Source organism: Croceicoccus mobilis (genome assembly GCF_001661965.1).
Lineage (GTDB): Bacteria > Pseudomonadota > Alphaproteobacteria > Sphingomonadales > Sphingomonadaceae > Croceicoccus > Croceicoccus mobilis.
Genome location: NZ_LYWZ01000030.1, coordinates 58,603 through 73,946 on the forward strand (window position 1 = coordinate 58,603; position 15,344 = coordinate 73,946).

A 15,344-nucleotide genomic window follows, 5' to 3' on the forward strand; every position below is an offset into this window, starting at 1 on the left:
GACACCGGCCATAAGAGGCGCGAGCAGGCCATCCCCCAACGGGTCTGCTCGCGCCTTTTTCGTGTCAGCCGGGCACATGCCACGCATTGCCGCGCAGCCCCCTTGTCACTTTCATCGTCCGGGCGCATCTTCGCATTTGCGAGCGGCGCATCGGGCGGCACCCGTGCGATGCGGTCAGGCGGGGGTCATGAAACCGTAACGCTGGCGTCACATGGCATGTCCACTGCGGGCATGCGCTGCAGATCGGCGTGTCCACCCATGGATGAACGGGGCAATTGGCAAGCACTATGAACGAGTTGACGCGATCCGAAGCCGCCTCGCTCGATGCTCTTCCCGCGCAGGAACTATACACCAACCGGGAACTGAGCTGGCTCGATTTCAACCGCCGCGTGCTGGCTGAGGCGAAGCGGGCCGATTATCCGCTATTGGAGCGTGTGCGCTTCCTTTCGATCTCTGGCCATAATCTCGACGAATTCATGATGATCCGCGTCGCCGGCCTTGTCGGACAGGTGCAGCGCGGCATCAGCAAGCTATCGATCGACGGGCGCACCCCGTCGCAGCAGCTTGCCGCCATTCGCGAAGCGACCGAGGAGCTGGAGAGCGAACAGCAGGTCGTATGGCGCGAATTGCACGCCCTGCTTGCCGAAGAACGCATCCATGTCGCGGACGAGGGCAAGATCGATCATGCCGCCCGCGTCTGGCTGCGCGAATATTTTCAGGAGCATCTGCTTCCCGTCATCACCCCGCAGGCGATTGATCCGGGGCACCCGTTCCCTTTTGTTGCGAACCAGGGGCTGGGCGTGCTTTTCCACCTGACCCGCATTTCGGATGGGGAGGACGTGGTGGAGATGGTGCTGATCCCATCCGCCCTGCCGCGTTTCGTGCGCGTGCCGGGAGGGGATGCGACCTATATCTCCATTGAGCGACTGATCTGCCGGTTCGGCGAATTGCTGTTTCCCGGCTTCACCATCAACGGCGATGGCGCGTTCCGCGTGCTCAGGGATTCGGATATCGAGGTGGAGGAAGAGGCCGAGGACCTTGTCCGTTTTTTCCGCACCGCGATCCAGCGCCGCCGTCGCGGCAAGGTCATCCAGCTGGAGATCGAGGAGGATTTCGACGCGACCGCCGAGGCCCTGCTGCGCGAACAGCTGGGGCTGTCCGATGCGCAGGTCATCAAGACCAATGGCATGATCGGCGTCGCAGGCCTCGATTCCATCTGCAGCGAGGAGCGGCCCGATCTCAAGTTCGAGCCATATACCCCGCGCTATCCCGAACGCATCATGGAGCATGACGGCGATTGCTTTGCCGCCATCGGGGAAAAGGACATTGTCATCCACCACCCCTATGAAAGTTTCGAGGTGGTGGTCGACTTCATCCGGCAGGCGGCTGCCGATCCCGACGTGGTGGCGATCAAGCAGACCCTGTATCGAGCGGGCAAGCAATCATCGATCATCGCCGCGCTGATCGCGGCGGCAGAGGCGGGCAAGGCGGTCACCGCCGTGGTGGAACTGAAAGCGCGTTTCGACGAGGAGCAGAACCTCCTGTGGGCCAATCAGCTCGAACGCGCGGGCGTGCAGGTGATCTATGGCTTCGTCGACTGGAAGACCCATGCCAAGGTCTCGATGGTGGTGCGGCGCGAGGGCACGAAATATCGCACCTATTGCCATTTCGGCACCGGCAATTACCACCCGGTGACGACGCGCATCTATACCGACCTGTCCTTCTTCACTGCCGACCCGCGTTTCGGGCGCGATGCGGCGAAATTGTTCAATTTCGTCACCGGCTATGTCGAACCGCATGGGCTGGAACAGCTTGTCGTCTCGCCCATCGATATGCGCGATGAACTCTATCGCAATATCGACCGTGAGATTTCAAACCAGCAGGCAGGACGCCCCTCCGCGATCTGGGCGAAATTGAATTCGCTCACCGACAAGGGCGTGATCGACAAGCTGTACGAGGCGGGGCAGGCGGGCGTTCCGGTGCAGTTGGTCGTGCGCGGGATCTGCTGCCTCAAAACCGGCATTCCCGGCATTTCCGACACGATCGAGGTGAAGTCGATCATTGGCCGCTTTCTCGAGCATTCGCGGATCTGGGCCTTTGCCAACGGTTACGCCATGCCCTCGCCGCGCGCCCGCGTGTTCATCACCAGCGCCGATGCGATGAGCCGCAATCTCGATCGCCGTGTGGAGGCCATGGTCCCGATCCGCAACCGCACGGTGCATGACCAGATCCTGCAGCAGGTGTTGCTTGCAAACCTGCTCGATACCGACCAGAGCTGGTTCCTCCAGCCCGACGGCAGCTATCTTCGTGCCGAGACCGGTGAACGTCCCTTCAACCTGCATCGATATTTCATGACCAATCCATCGCTTTCGGGCCGCGGACAGGCCCTGGTCGAAGACGCGGTCCCGCGCCTTGCCTTGCGCAAGGGTGCCGCGGTCTGATGCATGACCGGGCATCGGCCCGGCACCAGAGGAAACCCCACGAGTTAAAGTTGCATGAATTCCAGGAAGTATAAGTCGAAGAAATCGGGCTCCTCCCGCGGTGGGGGCAATTGCGCAGTCATCGACATCGGGTCGAACACGGTGCGCATGGTGATCTATGGCGGGTCGCCCCGCGCACCCGCCATCCTGATGAATGAAAAGGTGACGGCGCGGCTGGGCCGCGATCTTTCCGAGACCGGCAAGATGGGAGAGGAAAGCATCCAGCTCGCGATGGGCGGGCTGGCGCGATATGCGCTGATCCTCGAAGATCTTGAGGTCGAGGATGTCGAGACCGTCGCCACCGCCGCCGTGCGCGATGCGAGGAACGGGAAATCCTTTCTCGGCCTCGTCGAATCGGTGGGCCTGAAACCGCGCCTGATATCGGGTGAGGAAGAGGCGATGACCAGCGCGCTGGGCGTGGTCGGCGCGTTTCCCGGCCGCGACGGCGTTGTCGCCGATCTGGGCGGCGGCAGCCTGGAACTGGTTGCGATCAGGGACGGGAAGCCGGGCGCCGGGGTCAGCCTGCCGCTGGGTTCGCTGCGCCTTGCCGCCGTTCTGAAAGATGGCGGGGAAGATGCGCTGGGCAGCCTGATCGACAAGGCGTTGAAGGAAGCGGGCTGGGATCATTCGATCGAAGGGCCGCTTTTCATGGTGGGCGGCACGTGGCGCGCGATGGCGCTATATTCCATGTGGAAGGATGATCATCCGCTGTCCGATCCGCATGGACTTGCGCTCGATGCCGATCAGGCGGCGAAGCTTGCCAAGGTGATCGCACGCGGCAGCCCGGAAGAGTTCAAGGAAGTGCAGCGCATCTCCTCGATGCGGGCGGCGATCCTGCCCGGCGCGGCGACATTGCTGCGGGCTTTGCTCAAACGCCTGTCGCCAGAGGGGCTGGTGTTTTCATCATGGGGCCTGCGCGAGGGGCTGCTCTATGCCCGGCTCGATCCGGCGGAAAAGGGGCAGGACCCGCTGCTGGCCGGTGTCGGCCATTTCGCCGCGCAATATGGGGCAAGCTCTACCAAGGCAGCGCAGGTCGCGGGCTGGACTGTCGGCGCCCTGCCGACGCAGCGGCACGGCACCGAAAGGCTGCGGCTGGCGGCGACCATGCTGGCGCTCGCTTCCCTGCAGATAGAGCCGAACCTCAGGGTGCAGCATGCGATCGAGTGGGCGCTCTACAAACGCTGGCTCGACCTTGACGATTTCGGGCGCGGCATGATGGCGGCGACGATCCTTGGCAATGGCGGGCGGACCGATTTGCCCGACATCATCTCCTCGCTCGCCCCGGCTGACCGGCTGGACGAGGCGCTGAACTGGGGCCTTGCCATCCGCCTGTGCCGCAGGCTTGGCGCGCAGTCGCGGAAATCGCTGAATTGTTCGATGCTGACGGTGTCGGGTGACGAGCTTCAGCTGGTGCTGCGCCGCAGCCATGCCGCGCTGTATGGCCAGCCGACGAAAAAGGATCTGAAGCAGCTGGCCGAACGCATGGGCCTGACGCCAAAGGTCGAGATTCTGCCGAAAGAGGAATTTTCGGCCCTGCGCGACGATATCGCCGATCGCAAATGGAGCGCTGCCATGAGCGCGAAATAAGCGCGCCAGATCTGCGAACCGACGAAAAGGGGCCCCGCAGCAATGCGGGGCCCCTTCGTGTTTCGGCCCCATTCGGAAAAGGCCGATATGTCTAATGGCGTCAGATGTCGTTGCCGAGCTTGCCTTCGACTTCGCCCTTCAGCTGCTGGGCTTCGCCCTTGGCTTCCTGCTGGCGGCCTTCGGCGCGGGTGTTCGGGTTGCCGCTTTCCTGCTTGATGTTGCCGATGGCTTCGTTGGTGTTGCCTTTGATCTTTTCGGTGAGCTCACCCATGGGGGGATCTCCTTTCATCTGCTTGTTATTGCCGCGCCATTCGCGGTGTCTTGCCTATGAAACGCATGGAAAACGCAATCCGATCCGGCGTTTGAAACGCTTTGGCGCGTCTTCGCTTCGGTTGGTCGCGATGACATGAAATTGCCGTATTTCAGCGGCTTGGCAGCGGGTCAGCGGCGCGCGTTCCATGGCTGCTCGGTACGCTCGACAAGCATGTCCCCCGCATAGGGGCGGCACAGGACAAAGGCTTCTTCTGGCGTTCCCTCGCTCCATTGCTCGCGCTCTGCGGGGTCGATCAGGACTGGCATGCGATCATGCACGCCGGCCAGATGTACGCAGGCATCGGTCATGACCATCGAATAGACCGGCCCCCATTCCGCCGAATCGCGCCAGATGCCGGCAGCGGTAAAGATCTCCTGCCCCGGCAGGGAGAACCATGTCCGCGTCTTGCCGCCTTTCGGGCCTTCCGCCTCGGCAAAGGCAGACAGCGGGATCAGGCAGCGGCGCGATATGAAGCTTGGGCGCCAGAACCCGCCCGAAAGCTTGTCGCTGCGGGCATTGTTGACGGGGCGCGGTTTCAGCATCTGCCCGCTCTTCCCGCGCGTCGCAAAAGGGAAGCCCCAGGTCATCGGGCGCAGCGCCCCCTGCGCCAGCACCATGCCGGGATAGCCGGGAAAGACTTCCGCCCCTGCATTGGCGGGCAAGGCCTCTACCCCGAACATGCGGGCGACCTCATCGGCGGGCTTCGTCATGCGATAGAGGTTACACATGAACGCAAGGATGCCGCCTGCCCTCGGCAGGAGCAATCGCCCGTTAGGGCAGGCTATCGCGATTTAAGGAAGAAAGTGGCTCCCCGAGTTGGATTCGAACCAACGACCAAGTGATTAACAGTCACCTACTCTACCGCTGAGCTATCGGGGAGCAACCCTCCAAGCGGTATGGAGGAGGGCAGGGGCGTGCCTATATGGGGGGGCGCAGAATTTGGCAAGACAGGATTTTCAAAAATTTTGCCAAGGCGGGGAGAACTGTCGGAAACGGCCGTTTGGCCGCCGGGAACCTTTTGCCCGGACGCGCAATTTCGTGCACCGATTCACGGTAACGGCAGAAAACGCCGTTTTATTCCTCCTGATTTCGCGCAATTTTTCGGGCCGGAGCAGAATTTACCGAAAGGTCGATGTAAAACGCTAGAAATAACGGCATGATCTTATGCAATCGGGATCGTGCGTGTTATCCGCCTTGCTACCATGCTGCCAAGACGGAGGAACAGCATGATAGCCAATTCGCTGATTGAGAACGATCGCGCACACTGGATTCATCCGGTTGCCAGCTGGCGCAAGCACGAGGACCGTGGTGCGACCGTGCTGCAATCGGGCAAGGGGGTCTTTCTCACCGATATCGAAGGTAACACGCTGCTCGACGGTTTTGCCGGGCTGTGGTGCGTCAATGTCGGTTACGGCCATGACAGCATCGTCGATGTCGCGACCGAGCAGATGCGCCGCCTTCCTTATGCGACCGGATATTTCCACTTCGGCAGCGAACCCGCGATCGAACTGGCGACCAAATTGGCCGAGCGCGCGCCGGGCGATCTCAACCATGTCTATTTCTCGCTGGGTGGGTCCGATGCGGTCGACAGCGTCGTGCGACTGGTGCGTTACTATTACAACATCACCAAGCGCCCCGAGAAGAAGCACATGATCGCGCTGGAGCGCGGCTATCACGGCTCCAGCAGCACCGGTTCGGGGCTGACCGCGATTCCTTCGTTCCATGCAGGCTTCGACGTTCCGACGCCGATGCAGCATCATATCCCGTGCCCCTATCCGTATCGCACCGATTATGAAAGCGATGCCGAACTGATCGCGGCGTCGGTCCAGCACCTCAAGGACAAGGTGGCGGAAATTGGCGCGGACAAGGTCGCGGCCTTCTTTGCCGAGCCTGTTGTCGGTTCGGGCGGCGTGATCGTTCCGCCCAAGGGCTGGCTGACCGCGATGCAGGCCGCCTGCCGCGAGTTGGACATCCTGTTCATCACCGACGAAGTCATCACCGGTTTCGGCCGCACCGGCCCGCTGTTCGCGGCAGAGCACGAAGGGCTGGAGCCCGATTTCATGACCGTCGCGAAGGGGCTGACCTCGGGATATGCGCCAATGGGCGCGCTGTTCATGTCCGACCGCATCTATCAGGCGATCGCCGAGGCGACCCCGTATGGCACGCCAATCGGTCATGGCATGACTTATTCGGGTCACCCCGTCAGCGCCGCCGTCGGCCTTGAAGTGCTGCGCCTTTATGAAGAAGGCGGCATTATCGCCAATGGCCAGAAGTCGGGCGATTATTTCGCGACAAAGCTTGCCGGTCTGCTCGACCATCCGCTGGTCGGAGACGTGCGTTCGCAGGGCCTGCTGGCCGGTGTCGAGCTCGTCACCTGCAAGAAAGACAAGACGCGCCCGGATGCGGCGCTCGACGTGCCCGATCGGCTTGCCAAGATCGGCTATGACAATGGCCTCATCTTCCGTGCATTCGGTGACGGCATCGTCGGTTTCGCGCCGCCGCTGTGCATCACCACGGACGAGGTCGACCTGATGATGCAGCGCTTTGAGCGCAGCCTAGATGATTTGCTTGAGGTAAAGGAAATTCGCGATGCGGTTAAGTGATTTCAAAGCGCTGTCGTTTGACTGCTACGGCACGCTGATCGATTGGGAATCCGGCATGATCGAGGGTCTGCGGACCCTGACCGAGCGGGTCGAGCGCCCACTCACCCGTGACGAGATCCTGCAGGCCCATGCCCGTCACGAATCCCAGCAGCAGGCCCAGACCCCGTGGAAGCCCTATCGCGAGCTTCTGCCGATCGTCTACAAGCGCCTGTGCGAGCAGTGGGGCGTTTCCTACACCAACGCCCAGTGCGAAGAATATGGCCGCAGTGTCCAGAACTGGCCTGCATTCGTCGATTCTCCGGGCGCGCTGCAGTATCTGAAAAAGTACTTCAAGCTGATCATCCTGTCGAATGTCGACAATCGCAGCTTTCAGCACAGCAATGACAAGCTGCAGGTTGAATTCGATGCGATCTACTCGGCCGAAGACATGGGCGCGTACAAGCCCGCCGACAAGACGTTCGAATACATGAACGCCCATCTCGGCGATCTTGGGCTGGAGCCCAAGGACGTGCTGCATACGGCAGAAAGCATGTTCCACGACCATGAACCGGGCAATCGTTTCGGTTACACGGGTTGCCATATCTATCGCCGCCACGACCAGAAAGGTTTCGGCGCAACGATGACGCCGGGCACGATGCCCACTTTTGACTTCCGTTTCAATTCAATGGCGGACATGGTGAAGGCGCATCAGGAAGAATTGCGCGAAGCCTAATATACGGAAACGGACCCCGCCGATGATCAATGCGCCCAAGCTCGACCGGATCGACATAAACATCCTTGCCGAACTCCAGACGGCAGGGCGCATTACAAACGCGGATCTCGCTGACCGGGTGGGGCTGTCGCCAAGCCCATGCCTCACCCGGGTCAAGCGTCTGGAAGCGGCCGGTTATATCTCCGGCTACAGCGCCAATATCAATCTCGCGAAGATCGGGACGACGCAGATCGTCTATACCTCGGTGACGCTTAGCGATCACCGCAAGCCCGACTTCGTGAAGTTCGAGCATCGCATCGCCCAATATGACGAACTGCTCGAATGCCACCTCGTATCCGGCGGGTTCGATTACCTGCTGAAATTCGTGGTGCGCGGCATCGCCGAATACCAGGCGATGATGGAGGAGGTCCTCGACAGCGGGATCGGCGTCTCCAAGTACTTTTCCTATATCGTGATAAAGACCCCGGTGATGCGCGGGCAGGCCCCGGTGCGCATGCATCTCAAGGACTTGGGCTGATCGACGCCACTGCCGATCAACGGGATTCGTTGATCAGCACCATGCGCTGACCGCGTTGTCTCGCCCAGGCTATCGGCCTCGGTCGCGATCCTTGGGTTTTCGGGTGTGTCGTTTCGCCGAACGGGCGGACCGGCCCCTGTGGAACCGGCCCGCCCTTCGGAACAACGTATCAGCCGGCGCTGATGCGCTCGGCCACGGCCTTGCCGCATTCTTCGGTGCTTGCCGTACCCTTGAGGTCGCGCGTGCGCGTCTCGGCCTTGGCAAGGGTCGCCTCGATGGCGCTCACCACCGCGGCAGCGGCGTCCGCTTCGCCCAGATGGTCGAGCATCATCGCGCCGCACCAGATCTGTCCGATCGGGTTTGCGATGCCCATCCCTGCAATATCGGGCGCGGAGCCATGGACCGGCTCGAAGGTCGAGGGGACCGAGCGGTCCGGGTTGATGTTGGCGCATGGCGCGATGCCGATGGTGCCGGTGCAGGCCGGACCCAGGTCGGACAGGATGTCGCCGAACAGGTTCGATGCGACCACGACGTCGAAACGATCGGGGTTCATCACGAACTGCGCGCACAGGATGTCGATGTGATATTTATCGCTGCGGATCTCGGGATAGGCCTTGGCCATCTCTTCCGCGCGTGCATCCCACCACGGCATGGTGACCGCGATGCCGTTCGACTTGGTCGCGCTGGTGACATGCTTCGCCTCGCGCGTCATGGCGAGTTCATAGGCGTATTTCAGGATGCGGTCGGTGCCAAAGCGGGTCATGACCGTTTCCTGAAGCACCATTTCGCGATCCGTGCCGGGGAACGAGATGCCGCCGACGGCGGAATATTCGCCCTCGGTATTCTCACGTACGATCATCATGTCGATGTCGCCCGGTTCGCGGCCGGCCAGCGGGCAGGGCACGCCCGGCATCAGGCGCACGGGGCGCAGGTTCACATACTGGTCGAATTCGCGCCGGAACTGGATCAGCGAGCCCCACAGCGAGATGTGATCGGGCACGGTGTCGGGCCAGCCGACGGCGCCGAAATAGATCGCGTCCGCGCTGGAGAGGCGGTCCTTCCAGTCGTCGGGCATCATCTGCCCGTGCTTGGCGTAATAGTCGCAGCAGGCGAAATCGTGCCATTCCAGCTCCAGCTCGAAGCCGAAGGCGGCTGCCGCCGCTTCCATGGCGCGCACGCCCTCGGGCATGACCTCGGTGCCGATGCCGTCACCGGGGATGACGGCGATCTTGTACTTGCGCGCGGACATCAGGCGATACCTGCCCAGTGAAGCGTCTTCATTTCCAGGAATTCCTCCATGCCTTCGGAGCCGCCCTCGCGGCCCAGACCCGATTGCTTGACACCGCCGAAGGGCGCTTCGGCCATCGAGATCGCGCCGGTGTTGAGGCCGACCATGCCGGACTCCAGCGCCTCGCTGACGCGCCATGCGCGCGAGATGTCGGTGGTGTAGAAATAGGAGGCGAGGCCGAAAGGCGTGTCATTCGCCATGGCGATAGCCTCTTCCTCGCTCTCGAACTTAACGATGGCGGCGAGCGGGCCGAAGGTTTCCTCGTCCATCAACCGCATTCCGGGCTTTGCGCCGGTCATGACGGTGGGGGCGGTATAGCCTTCGGGAGCATCGGCCTGCGCGACGATGCTCGCGCCCTTGGACTTTGCGTCATCGATGTGGGCGGAGACCTTTTCCTGCGCGCGGTCGTCGATCAGCGGGCCGGTGGTGACGCCATCGGTCAGGCCATCGCCGACCTTCAGGGCACGAACTTTCTGGCCCAGCTTCTCGACAAGTGCGTCATGGATGCCCGACTGCACGAAGATGCGATTGGCGCACACGCAGGTCTGGCCTGCATTGCGGAACTTGCTGGCCATGATGCCATCGACCGCAGTGTCGAGATCGGCGTCGTCAAAGACCAGGAAAGGCGCATTGCCGCCCAGTTCGAGGCCCAGCTTCTTCACCGTGCCCGCGCATTGCTCCATCAGCAGCGCGCCGACCTTGGTCGAGCCGGTGAAGGACAGCATGCGGACGGTGTCGCTGCTCGTCATTTCGCCGCCGATCGCCTTGGCATCGCCGGTAATGACGCTCAGCACGCCCTTGGGTACGCCGGCGCGCTCGGCAAGCTTGGCAATGGCCAGCGCGGTGAAGGGCGTCAGTTCCGATGGCTTCACCACCATGGTGCAGCCCGCAGCCAGCGCCGGGGCGGCCTTGCGGGTGATCATGGCGGCGGGGAAGTTCCACGGCGTGATCGCTGCGCACACGCCCAGAGGCTCCTTGCGCACGAGGATGCGGCGATCGCGCGTGGGCGAAGGCACTTCGTGGCCATAGATGCGGCGCGCTTCCTCGGCGTACCAGCTGATGAAGCTGGCGGCATAGGCGATTTCGCCTTCGGCCTCGGCCAGCGGCTTGCCCTGTTCCATGGTCATGATGCGGCCAAGGTCGGCCTTGTTGTCCATGATCAGCGTGAACCAGTCGCGCAGGATCGCGGCGCGCTCACCCGCAGGGCGGTGGCGCCATTCCGCGAAGGCGGTCTTTGCAGTGGCGATCGCGTCCTTCGTTTCCTCCGCGCCGCAGTCCGGGACATTGCCGATGGTCTCGCCATTGGCGGGATTGGTGACGGCAATCGTCTTGCCCGATGCGGCATCGGCCCATTCACCGCCGATGAAGGCGTGTTCGGTGAAAAGGGTGGGATCGTTCAGTCCTTCGATCACGGCGGCCTGCTCCTTCAGACTCTGGGTCATGGAAATTCCTCGCTTTGCTGCATCCCAAGTTAGGAACGCGCGGCAGGGGGTTACAGCCCCCGCCCGCACCAAGGGCGGGCAGGAGGCTCTTTTATCGCGTCAGGGCGCGGCAGATTATTCCGTGGACCGGATTTCACTTTTGATCGGACCGTGTGCGGACAGGGCGAAAAGCTTGTCCGCCTCGGCATCGTCGCCCACTCCCAGCAAGCGGCGGGAGAGATATTCGCCGATGCGCGGCCCCATCTTGAAGGCATGTCCCGAACCGCCACCCGCAACCCATACGCCGGGCATGTCGGGATGTTCGTCGACGATGAAATGCGAATTGTCGCTGACTTCCGTCTGACAGATGCGGGTGGCGACGATGGGCTGTCCGGCAAGGCCGGGCATGCGGCGCGCGACATATTCCTCCACCTGCTGGCGCAGGAATGCGCTGGGCAGGCGCTGGCCATCGTCGACATCCATGGGAACGCCGCGCAGGCGCGCCGCGACCTTGGTGCCGTAATCGACATCGGCGGCGGTATAGGTGTGGCTGTCTGAGATATTGGGCAGATTTTCCCAGCGATAGCGGTGATCGTCTATGGGAGACCCGACATAGAAGATTTCGCGCCGGGGCGTGACGATCCGGTCGCCCAGCAATTTCGGCACCACCAGCGGAAGCCATGGGCCGCACGCCAGCACGGTGACACCCGCGGTCATCGGCGCGCCATCCAGCAGCAGCGGGGCGGAGCGATTGCCCGAAAGCGTGACATGACCGATGCGGCTGTCGCCGCCCTTTTGCATGAAGGTTTCGGTCACCGCTATCATCGCCTCGCGCGCTTTCACAACCCCGCCCGACGGTTCGTAGAGCACGGCATCATATTCGTCGAAATTGACCTGCGGCCAGCGCTTGCTGACCTCTTCGGGTTTAAGCACTTCATAGGGAACGCCCATGCGGTCGAATGTCGCGCGCTGCGCGGCCAGCGCATCCGCACCCATCGTGCGCAGGCTGCCATTGTTGTAGAACAGGCGGCGGCCCATCTCTTCCTGCCGCGCTTCCCACAACTCCTGCGCGCGTCCGGCCCAGCGGGTGTAGATTTCGCGGGTGCCATAGGATCGGCGCAAAAGGCGGCTTTCATCGCCCGAAGAGGCGCGCGGATTGCCCGCGCCATAGGCGTCGATCAACGTAACCTTCGCGCCTGCCTCGCGCAGCGACAATGCGGTCCAGCCACCGAAAGCGCCAGCCCCTACGATGGCGAAATCGGGCAGGCCCCGAATGATGGCGGGCGCGCCGGGCTGCGCCGATACCTGTGCGAATGCAGGCGATGCCGCGGCGGCGGCCATGCCGGTCAGCCCGGCACCCATCAGGCGGCGGCGGGTGGTGCCGACGGCTGCTTCGGCGTTGATTTTCTCGTCCATGATGTCGCTCCCCTGTCAGGAAAAAAAGAGGCCCGGTTCGACAAGCGGACCGGGCCTTAAGGCAGGAATTCGAGGGAAAAGATCCTTGAAAATCATGGCGGGACGGTCGGATCAGGATACCGCCCCGCCAATCAGTCGATCAGAAGTCGAATGTGATCCGACCGTAGTAGTATCCGCCCTGCCAGGAGACGGGACCGTCGACGTATGTACGTCCGTTGCGATCGTCGATGAGGTTGATCTCGGGGTAGTGGTCGAAGATGTTCTGGCCGCCGACGGCGAGGGTGAAGCCATCGCCGATGGGAGCGGAGACCTGGAAGTCGACCATGGCCTGCGTCTTCCACTTCTGGATGGCGTTGCCCGAGCTGGTGGTCTGGCGCGAGTTGGGGCCATAGAAATTGCCGCGCAGCATGAAGGAGATCGCTCCGACATCCTGGTTGAGCGTCATGTTGGCGCGCCACTTCGGGTTGTTGTGCTCGAAGTTGTAGACCGACACATCCGAGAAGGTGATCGAGTCCACGTTGAGGCGGTCGATCTTGTAGTCGTTGATGTTGAACGCGGCAGTGATGCTGGTCGAGCCTGCTTCCAGCCAGTCCGCCTTGTAGGTGCCGACAACGTCGATACCCTGCGTGGTGGTGTCGAAGGCGTTCTGGAAGAAGCGGATGCCGTCGATCGAGTAGGCGTCGTTGACGCCGGCTGCGAACATCGCGTCCTGGATCTCGTCGGTGACCATGATGGTCGAGGAAGCATAGACGCGGTCATACATCTTGATGCGATAGGCATCGACCGTCAGCGTCAGGTTCGGCGTCGGCGTCAGGGTGAAGCCCAGCGAGTAGTTGTCCGAGGTCTCGGGGCGCAGCGGCGTGGCGCCCAGATATTCGGCGACCGGGTGCGTCGCGGGATAGAGGCCCAGGTTGATGGTGCCGCCGTCCCGGGTCGAGATGGTCGTCTGGGTGATGTAGAGCTGGCCGGTCGAGGGTGCACGGAAGCCGGTGCCGATCGAGCCGCGGATCGCCGCCCAGTCGGTGACGTAGTAGCGGGCCGCAGCCTTCCACACGAGCTTGTCGCCGAAGGAGGAGTAATCCTCGTAACGGGCGGCGAAGTCGAGGAAGAGCTTCTCGGTCACTTCCGAGCTGATCTCGCCGTAAAGCGAGGTGCTCTCGGTGGTCCAGCGACCTGCGACATCGGGCGAGAGGCCGGTGATGCCGTTCGAGCCGGGCTGCAGGATGTTGTAGACCGGATCGCTCGAGCTGGTGCAGTCGATGCCCTGGTCGGTCGGCGCGCCGGCATTGAGCGTGCGCGATGCCAGGTCAGCCTCGTTCGAGCAGAAGTTGAAGGGATCCTGCTCCGACCAGATGCCGCCCGAGTAGGAAGCCAGCTCGCCCGGGCTGATGCGATAGCCTTCGCGGCGGAACTCGGTGCCGAAGTTGAAGACGAGATCGCCATAGAAGCCGACGGGCATCTGGTAGACGAAGTCGCCATTCAGTGCGAACTCGTCGGAGGTGTAGGCGCTGGCCTTGAAGTTTTCCTGCGAGTACGGGCCGTAGGACGGGTTGACCGTGCCGTTCATCGAGTACTGGATCTTGTTGTAGCCGTAGCGTGCCGACAGGTCTGCCGAGAGCACGTGGCCATTCGAGAACTCGCGCTCGGTGCGATAGCCGCCGGTCGCGCTCCAGTCGGTCACGTCGCCCATGAAGGGCGGCTGCAGGCCGAGCGGATACTTCTCCTTGAAGGTCCAGACCGAACCGTCATCGAGGCGGATCGGATTGTCGAGCACGTTGTGGCCGCCACCGGGCGTACGATAGGAACCGTAAGCGGTGCCCTGCGAACGCGAATAGTTGGCAAAGGCATACAGCGAGCTGTTGTCGGTGATGTCGATGCCCGAGTTGATCACGAAGCGCGCGGCGCGCTCCTTGGGCTTGCCGCGGATCTCGAGCGGGTCGTTGAGGTCGATACCGGCGGCGTCGACGGCAGCGGCGAAGGCGGCGTCGGTCGCATAGGCTTCGAACGGATCCCACGACGAGGACGAGAAGGTGCGCGAACGCACGGTGTTCTGGTCGTCGTTCAGCTGGGCCGAGATGTTGACGAAGCCGGCGTCGGTGAGGGGCAGGCCGATATTGCCCGCGATCATCACGCTCTCGCCGTCGCCTTCGTAGTACTGACCGGCCTGGGCGATCAGCGAACCGCCGCTCGATGCGTCCTTGAGCTGGAAGTTGATGACGCCGGCGATGGCGTCCGAACCGTATTGCGCGGCCGCGCCGTCGCGCAGGACTTCGACGTTCTGCAGGGCGATGGCGGGAATGGTGGCAGCATCGGCGGCCTGCGAGGCGTCACGATAGATGCCGACCGAGCCCGACTTGTGGCGGCGGCGACCGTTGACCAGCATGAGGGTCTTGTTGGCCGGCAGGCCGCGCAGGCTGGGGGCGCGCACGAAGCTGTCGGTGTCGGTGTTGGGCGAACGGCTGACGGTGTAGGACGGCGAAAGCGTCTGCAGCACCTCGAGCGTGTCGGTCGCGGCGGTGTTCTGGATCTGCTCTTCGCCGAAGACGTCGACGGGAACGGGCGAATCTGTCGCGGTGCGCGGCTTGCCGCGAAGGCCGGTGACGACGATCGGCTCCTGCGTCTCGGTCGCGGGCTGCACGGCGGCTGCGGCGGCAGTCGCGGCCGCGTCTGCACTCGCGCTTGCACTGGCGGCAGCGGTCGCTGCGCTATCGGCCTCGTTGGCCATCGCGGCGGTGGAAATGGAAAGCGCGATGGCGCTCGTGGCGGTCAGCGTCGAAAACCTGGTAATCGTGTTCATGACAATCCCCCTCTGGATTGAACCTGGATCCCTCTCTCCGTCCAATACGGGGCTGTTGTCCCAACCCTCGATCAGTCCGTATCGAGGCGTCCCGTAAACCCCCCGAATGACGCTGATCGTGTCGCGATACCCAAGCGCTGTGTTACCGTTTTTGGACAAGCCACAGCAGATCGTGCCCTTTTTCCTCGCCAAATGTCGCAATTATTACCG

The 15,344-nt window shown here is 62.6% G+C and carries 11 protein-coding genes and 1 tRNA gene; 5 read left to right on the top strand and 7 right to left on the bottom strand.

Annotated elements, in window-relative coordinates:
- The first annotated feature begins 287 nt into the window (after window positions 1-287).
- Together A9D13_RS19535 and A9D13_RS19540 are read left to right on the top strand one after the other, a co-directional pair.
- Window positions 288-2,441 carry an RNA degradosome polyphosphate kinase gene (locus A9D13_RS19535; RefSeq protein WP_066777839.1) on the top strand — a complete coding sequence of 718 codons (2,154 nt, stop codon included), beginning with the start codon at window positions 288-290 and terminating at the stop codon, window positions 2,439-2,441.
- A gap of 54 nt (window positions 2,442-2,495) precedes the next feature.
- The gene (locus A9D13_RS19540; RefSeq protein ID WP_066777842.1) at window positions 2,496-4,067 is read left to right on the top strand and encodes a Ppx/GppA family phosphatase; all 1,572 of its coding nucleotides are present in this window, start codon (window positions 2,496-2,498) and stop codon (window positions 4,065-4,067) included.
- 100 nt (window positions 4,068-4,167) lie between these two features.
- Here the strand turns inward: A9D13_RS19540 and A9D13_RS19545 are convergent, their stop codons facing one another.
- The 3 genes from A9D13_RS19545 to A9D13_RS19555 form a co-directional block, all read right to left on the bottom strand.
- Entirely contained in the window at window positions 4,168-4,338 is a 171-nt protein-coding gene (locus A9D13_RS19545; protein WP_066777845.1) for a CsbD family protein, read from the bottom strand.
- A 170-nt stretch (window positions 4,339-4,508) separates the two neighbouring features.
- Window positions 4,509-5,108: an SOS response-associated peptidase gene (locus A9D13_RS19550; protein WP_066777851.1), complete on the bottom strand. Its 600-nt coding sequence runs from the start codon at window positions 5,106-5,108 to the stop codon at window positions 4,509-4,511.
- A 76-nt stretch (window positions 5,109-5,184) separates the two neighbouring features.
- Window positions 5,185-5,259 (bottom strand) — tRNA-Asn (locus A9D13_RS19555).
- A gap of 347 nt (window positions 5,260-5,606) precedes the next feature.
- Between A9D13_RS19555 and A9D13_RS19560 the strand changes: the two genes are divergently transcribed.
- From A9D13_RS19560 to A9D13_RS19570, 3 genes are read left to right on the top strand one after another with little or no spacing between them, the layout of a single operon-like run.
- Window positions 5,607-6,983: an aminotransferase class III-fold pyridoxal phosphate-dependent enzyme gene (locus tag A9D13_RS19560; RefSeq protein WP_066777854.1), complete on the top strand. Its 1,377-nt coding sequence runs from the start codon at window positions 5,607-5,609 to the stop codon at window positions 6,981-6,983.
- Window positions 6,970-7,695 carry a haloacid dehalogenase type II gene (locus A9D13_RS19565; RefSeq protein WP_066777856.1) on the top strand — a complete coding sequence of 242 codons (726 nt, stop codon included), beginning with the start codon at window positions 6,970-6,972 and terminating at the stop codon, window positions 7,693-7,695. The genes A9D13_RS19560 and A9D13_RS19565 overlap by 14 nt, the downstream gene beginning before the upstream one ends.
- 22 nt (window positions 7,696-7,717) lie before the next feature.
- Window positions 7,718-8,212 carry an Lrp/AsnC family transcriptional regulator gene (locus A9D13_RS19570; protein ID WP_066777859.1) on the top strand — a complete coding sequence of 165 codons (495 nt, stop codon included), beginning with the start codon at window positions 7,718-7,720 and terminating at the stop codon, window positions 8,210-8,212.
- A gap of 169 nt (window positions 8,213-8,381) precedes the next feature.
- Here A9D13_RS19570 and A9D13_RS19575 read toward each other — a convergent pair whose 3' ends face one another.
- From A9D13_RS19575 to A9D13_RS19590, 4 genes are all read right to left on the bottom strand, one after another.
- Window positions 8,382-9,461, bottom strand: a complete 1,080-nt coding sequence (locus tag A9D13_RS19575) for a tartrate dehydrogenase (protein WP_066777863.1) — start codon at window positions 9,459-9,461, stop codon at window positions 8,382-8,384.
- Window positions 9,461-10,942, bottom strand: coding sequence for an NAD-dependent succinate-semialdehyde dehydrogenase (locus tag A9D13_RS19580; protein ID WP_066777866.1), 1,482 nt, complete (start codon window positions 10,940-10,942; stop codon window positions 9,461-9,463). Before A9D13_RS19580 ends, A9D13_RS19575 begins: the two co-directional genes overlap by 1 nt.
- A gap of 114 nt (window positions 10,943-11,056) precedes the next feature.
- On the bottom strand, window positions 11,057-12,337 hold the full coding sequence (locus tag A9D13_RS19585) for an NAD(P)/FAD-dependent oxidoreductase (protein WP_066777874.1): 1,281 nt from the start codon (window positions 12,335-12,337) through the stop codon (window positions 11,057-11,059).
- A gap of 139 nt (window positions 12,338-12,476) precedes the next feature.
- Window positions 12,477-15,134, bottom strand: a complete 2,658-nt coding sequence (locus tag A9D13_RS19590) for a TonB-dependent receptor plug domain-containing protein (RefSeq protein WP_066769388.1) — start codon at window positions 15,132-15,134, stop codon at window positions 12,477-12,479.
- Window positions 15,135-15,344: the final 210 nt, after the last annotated feature.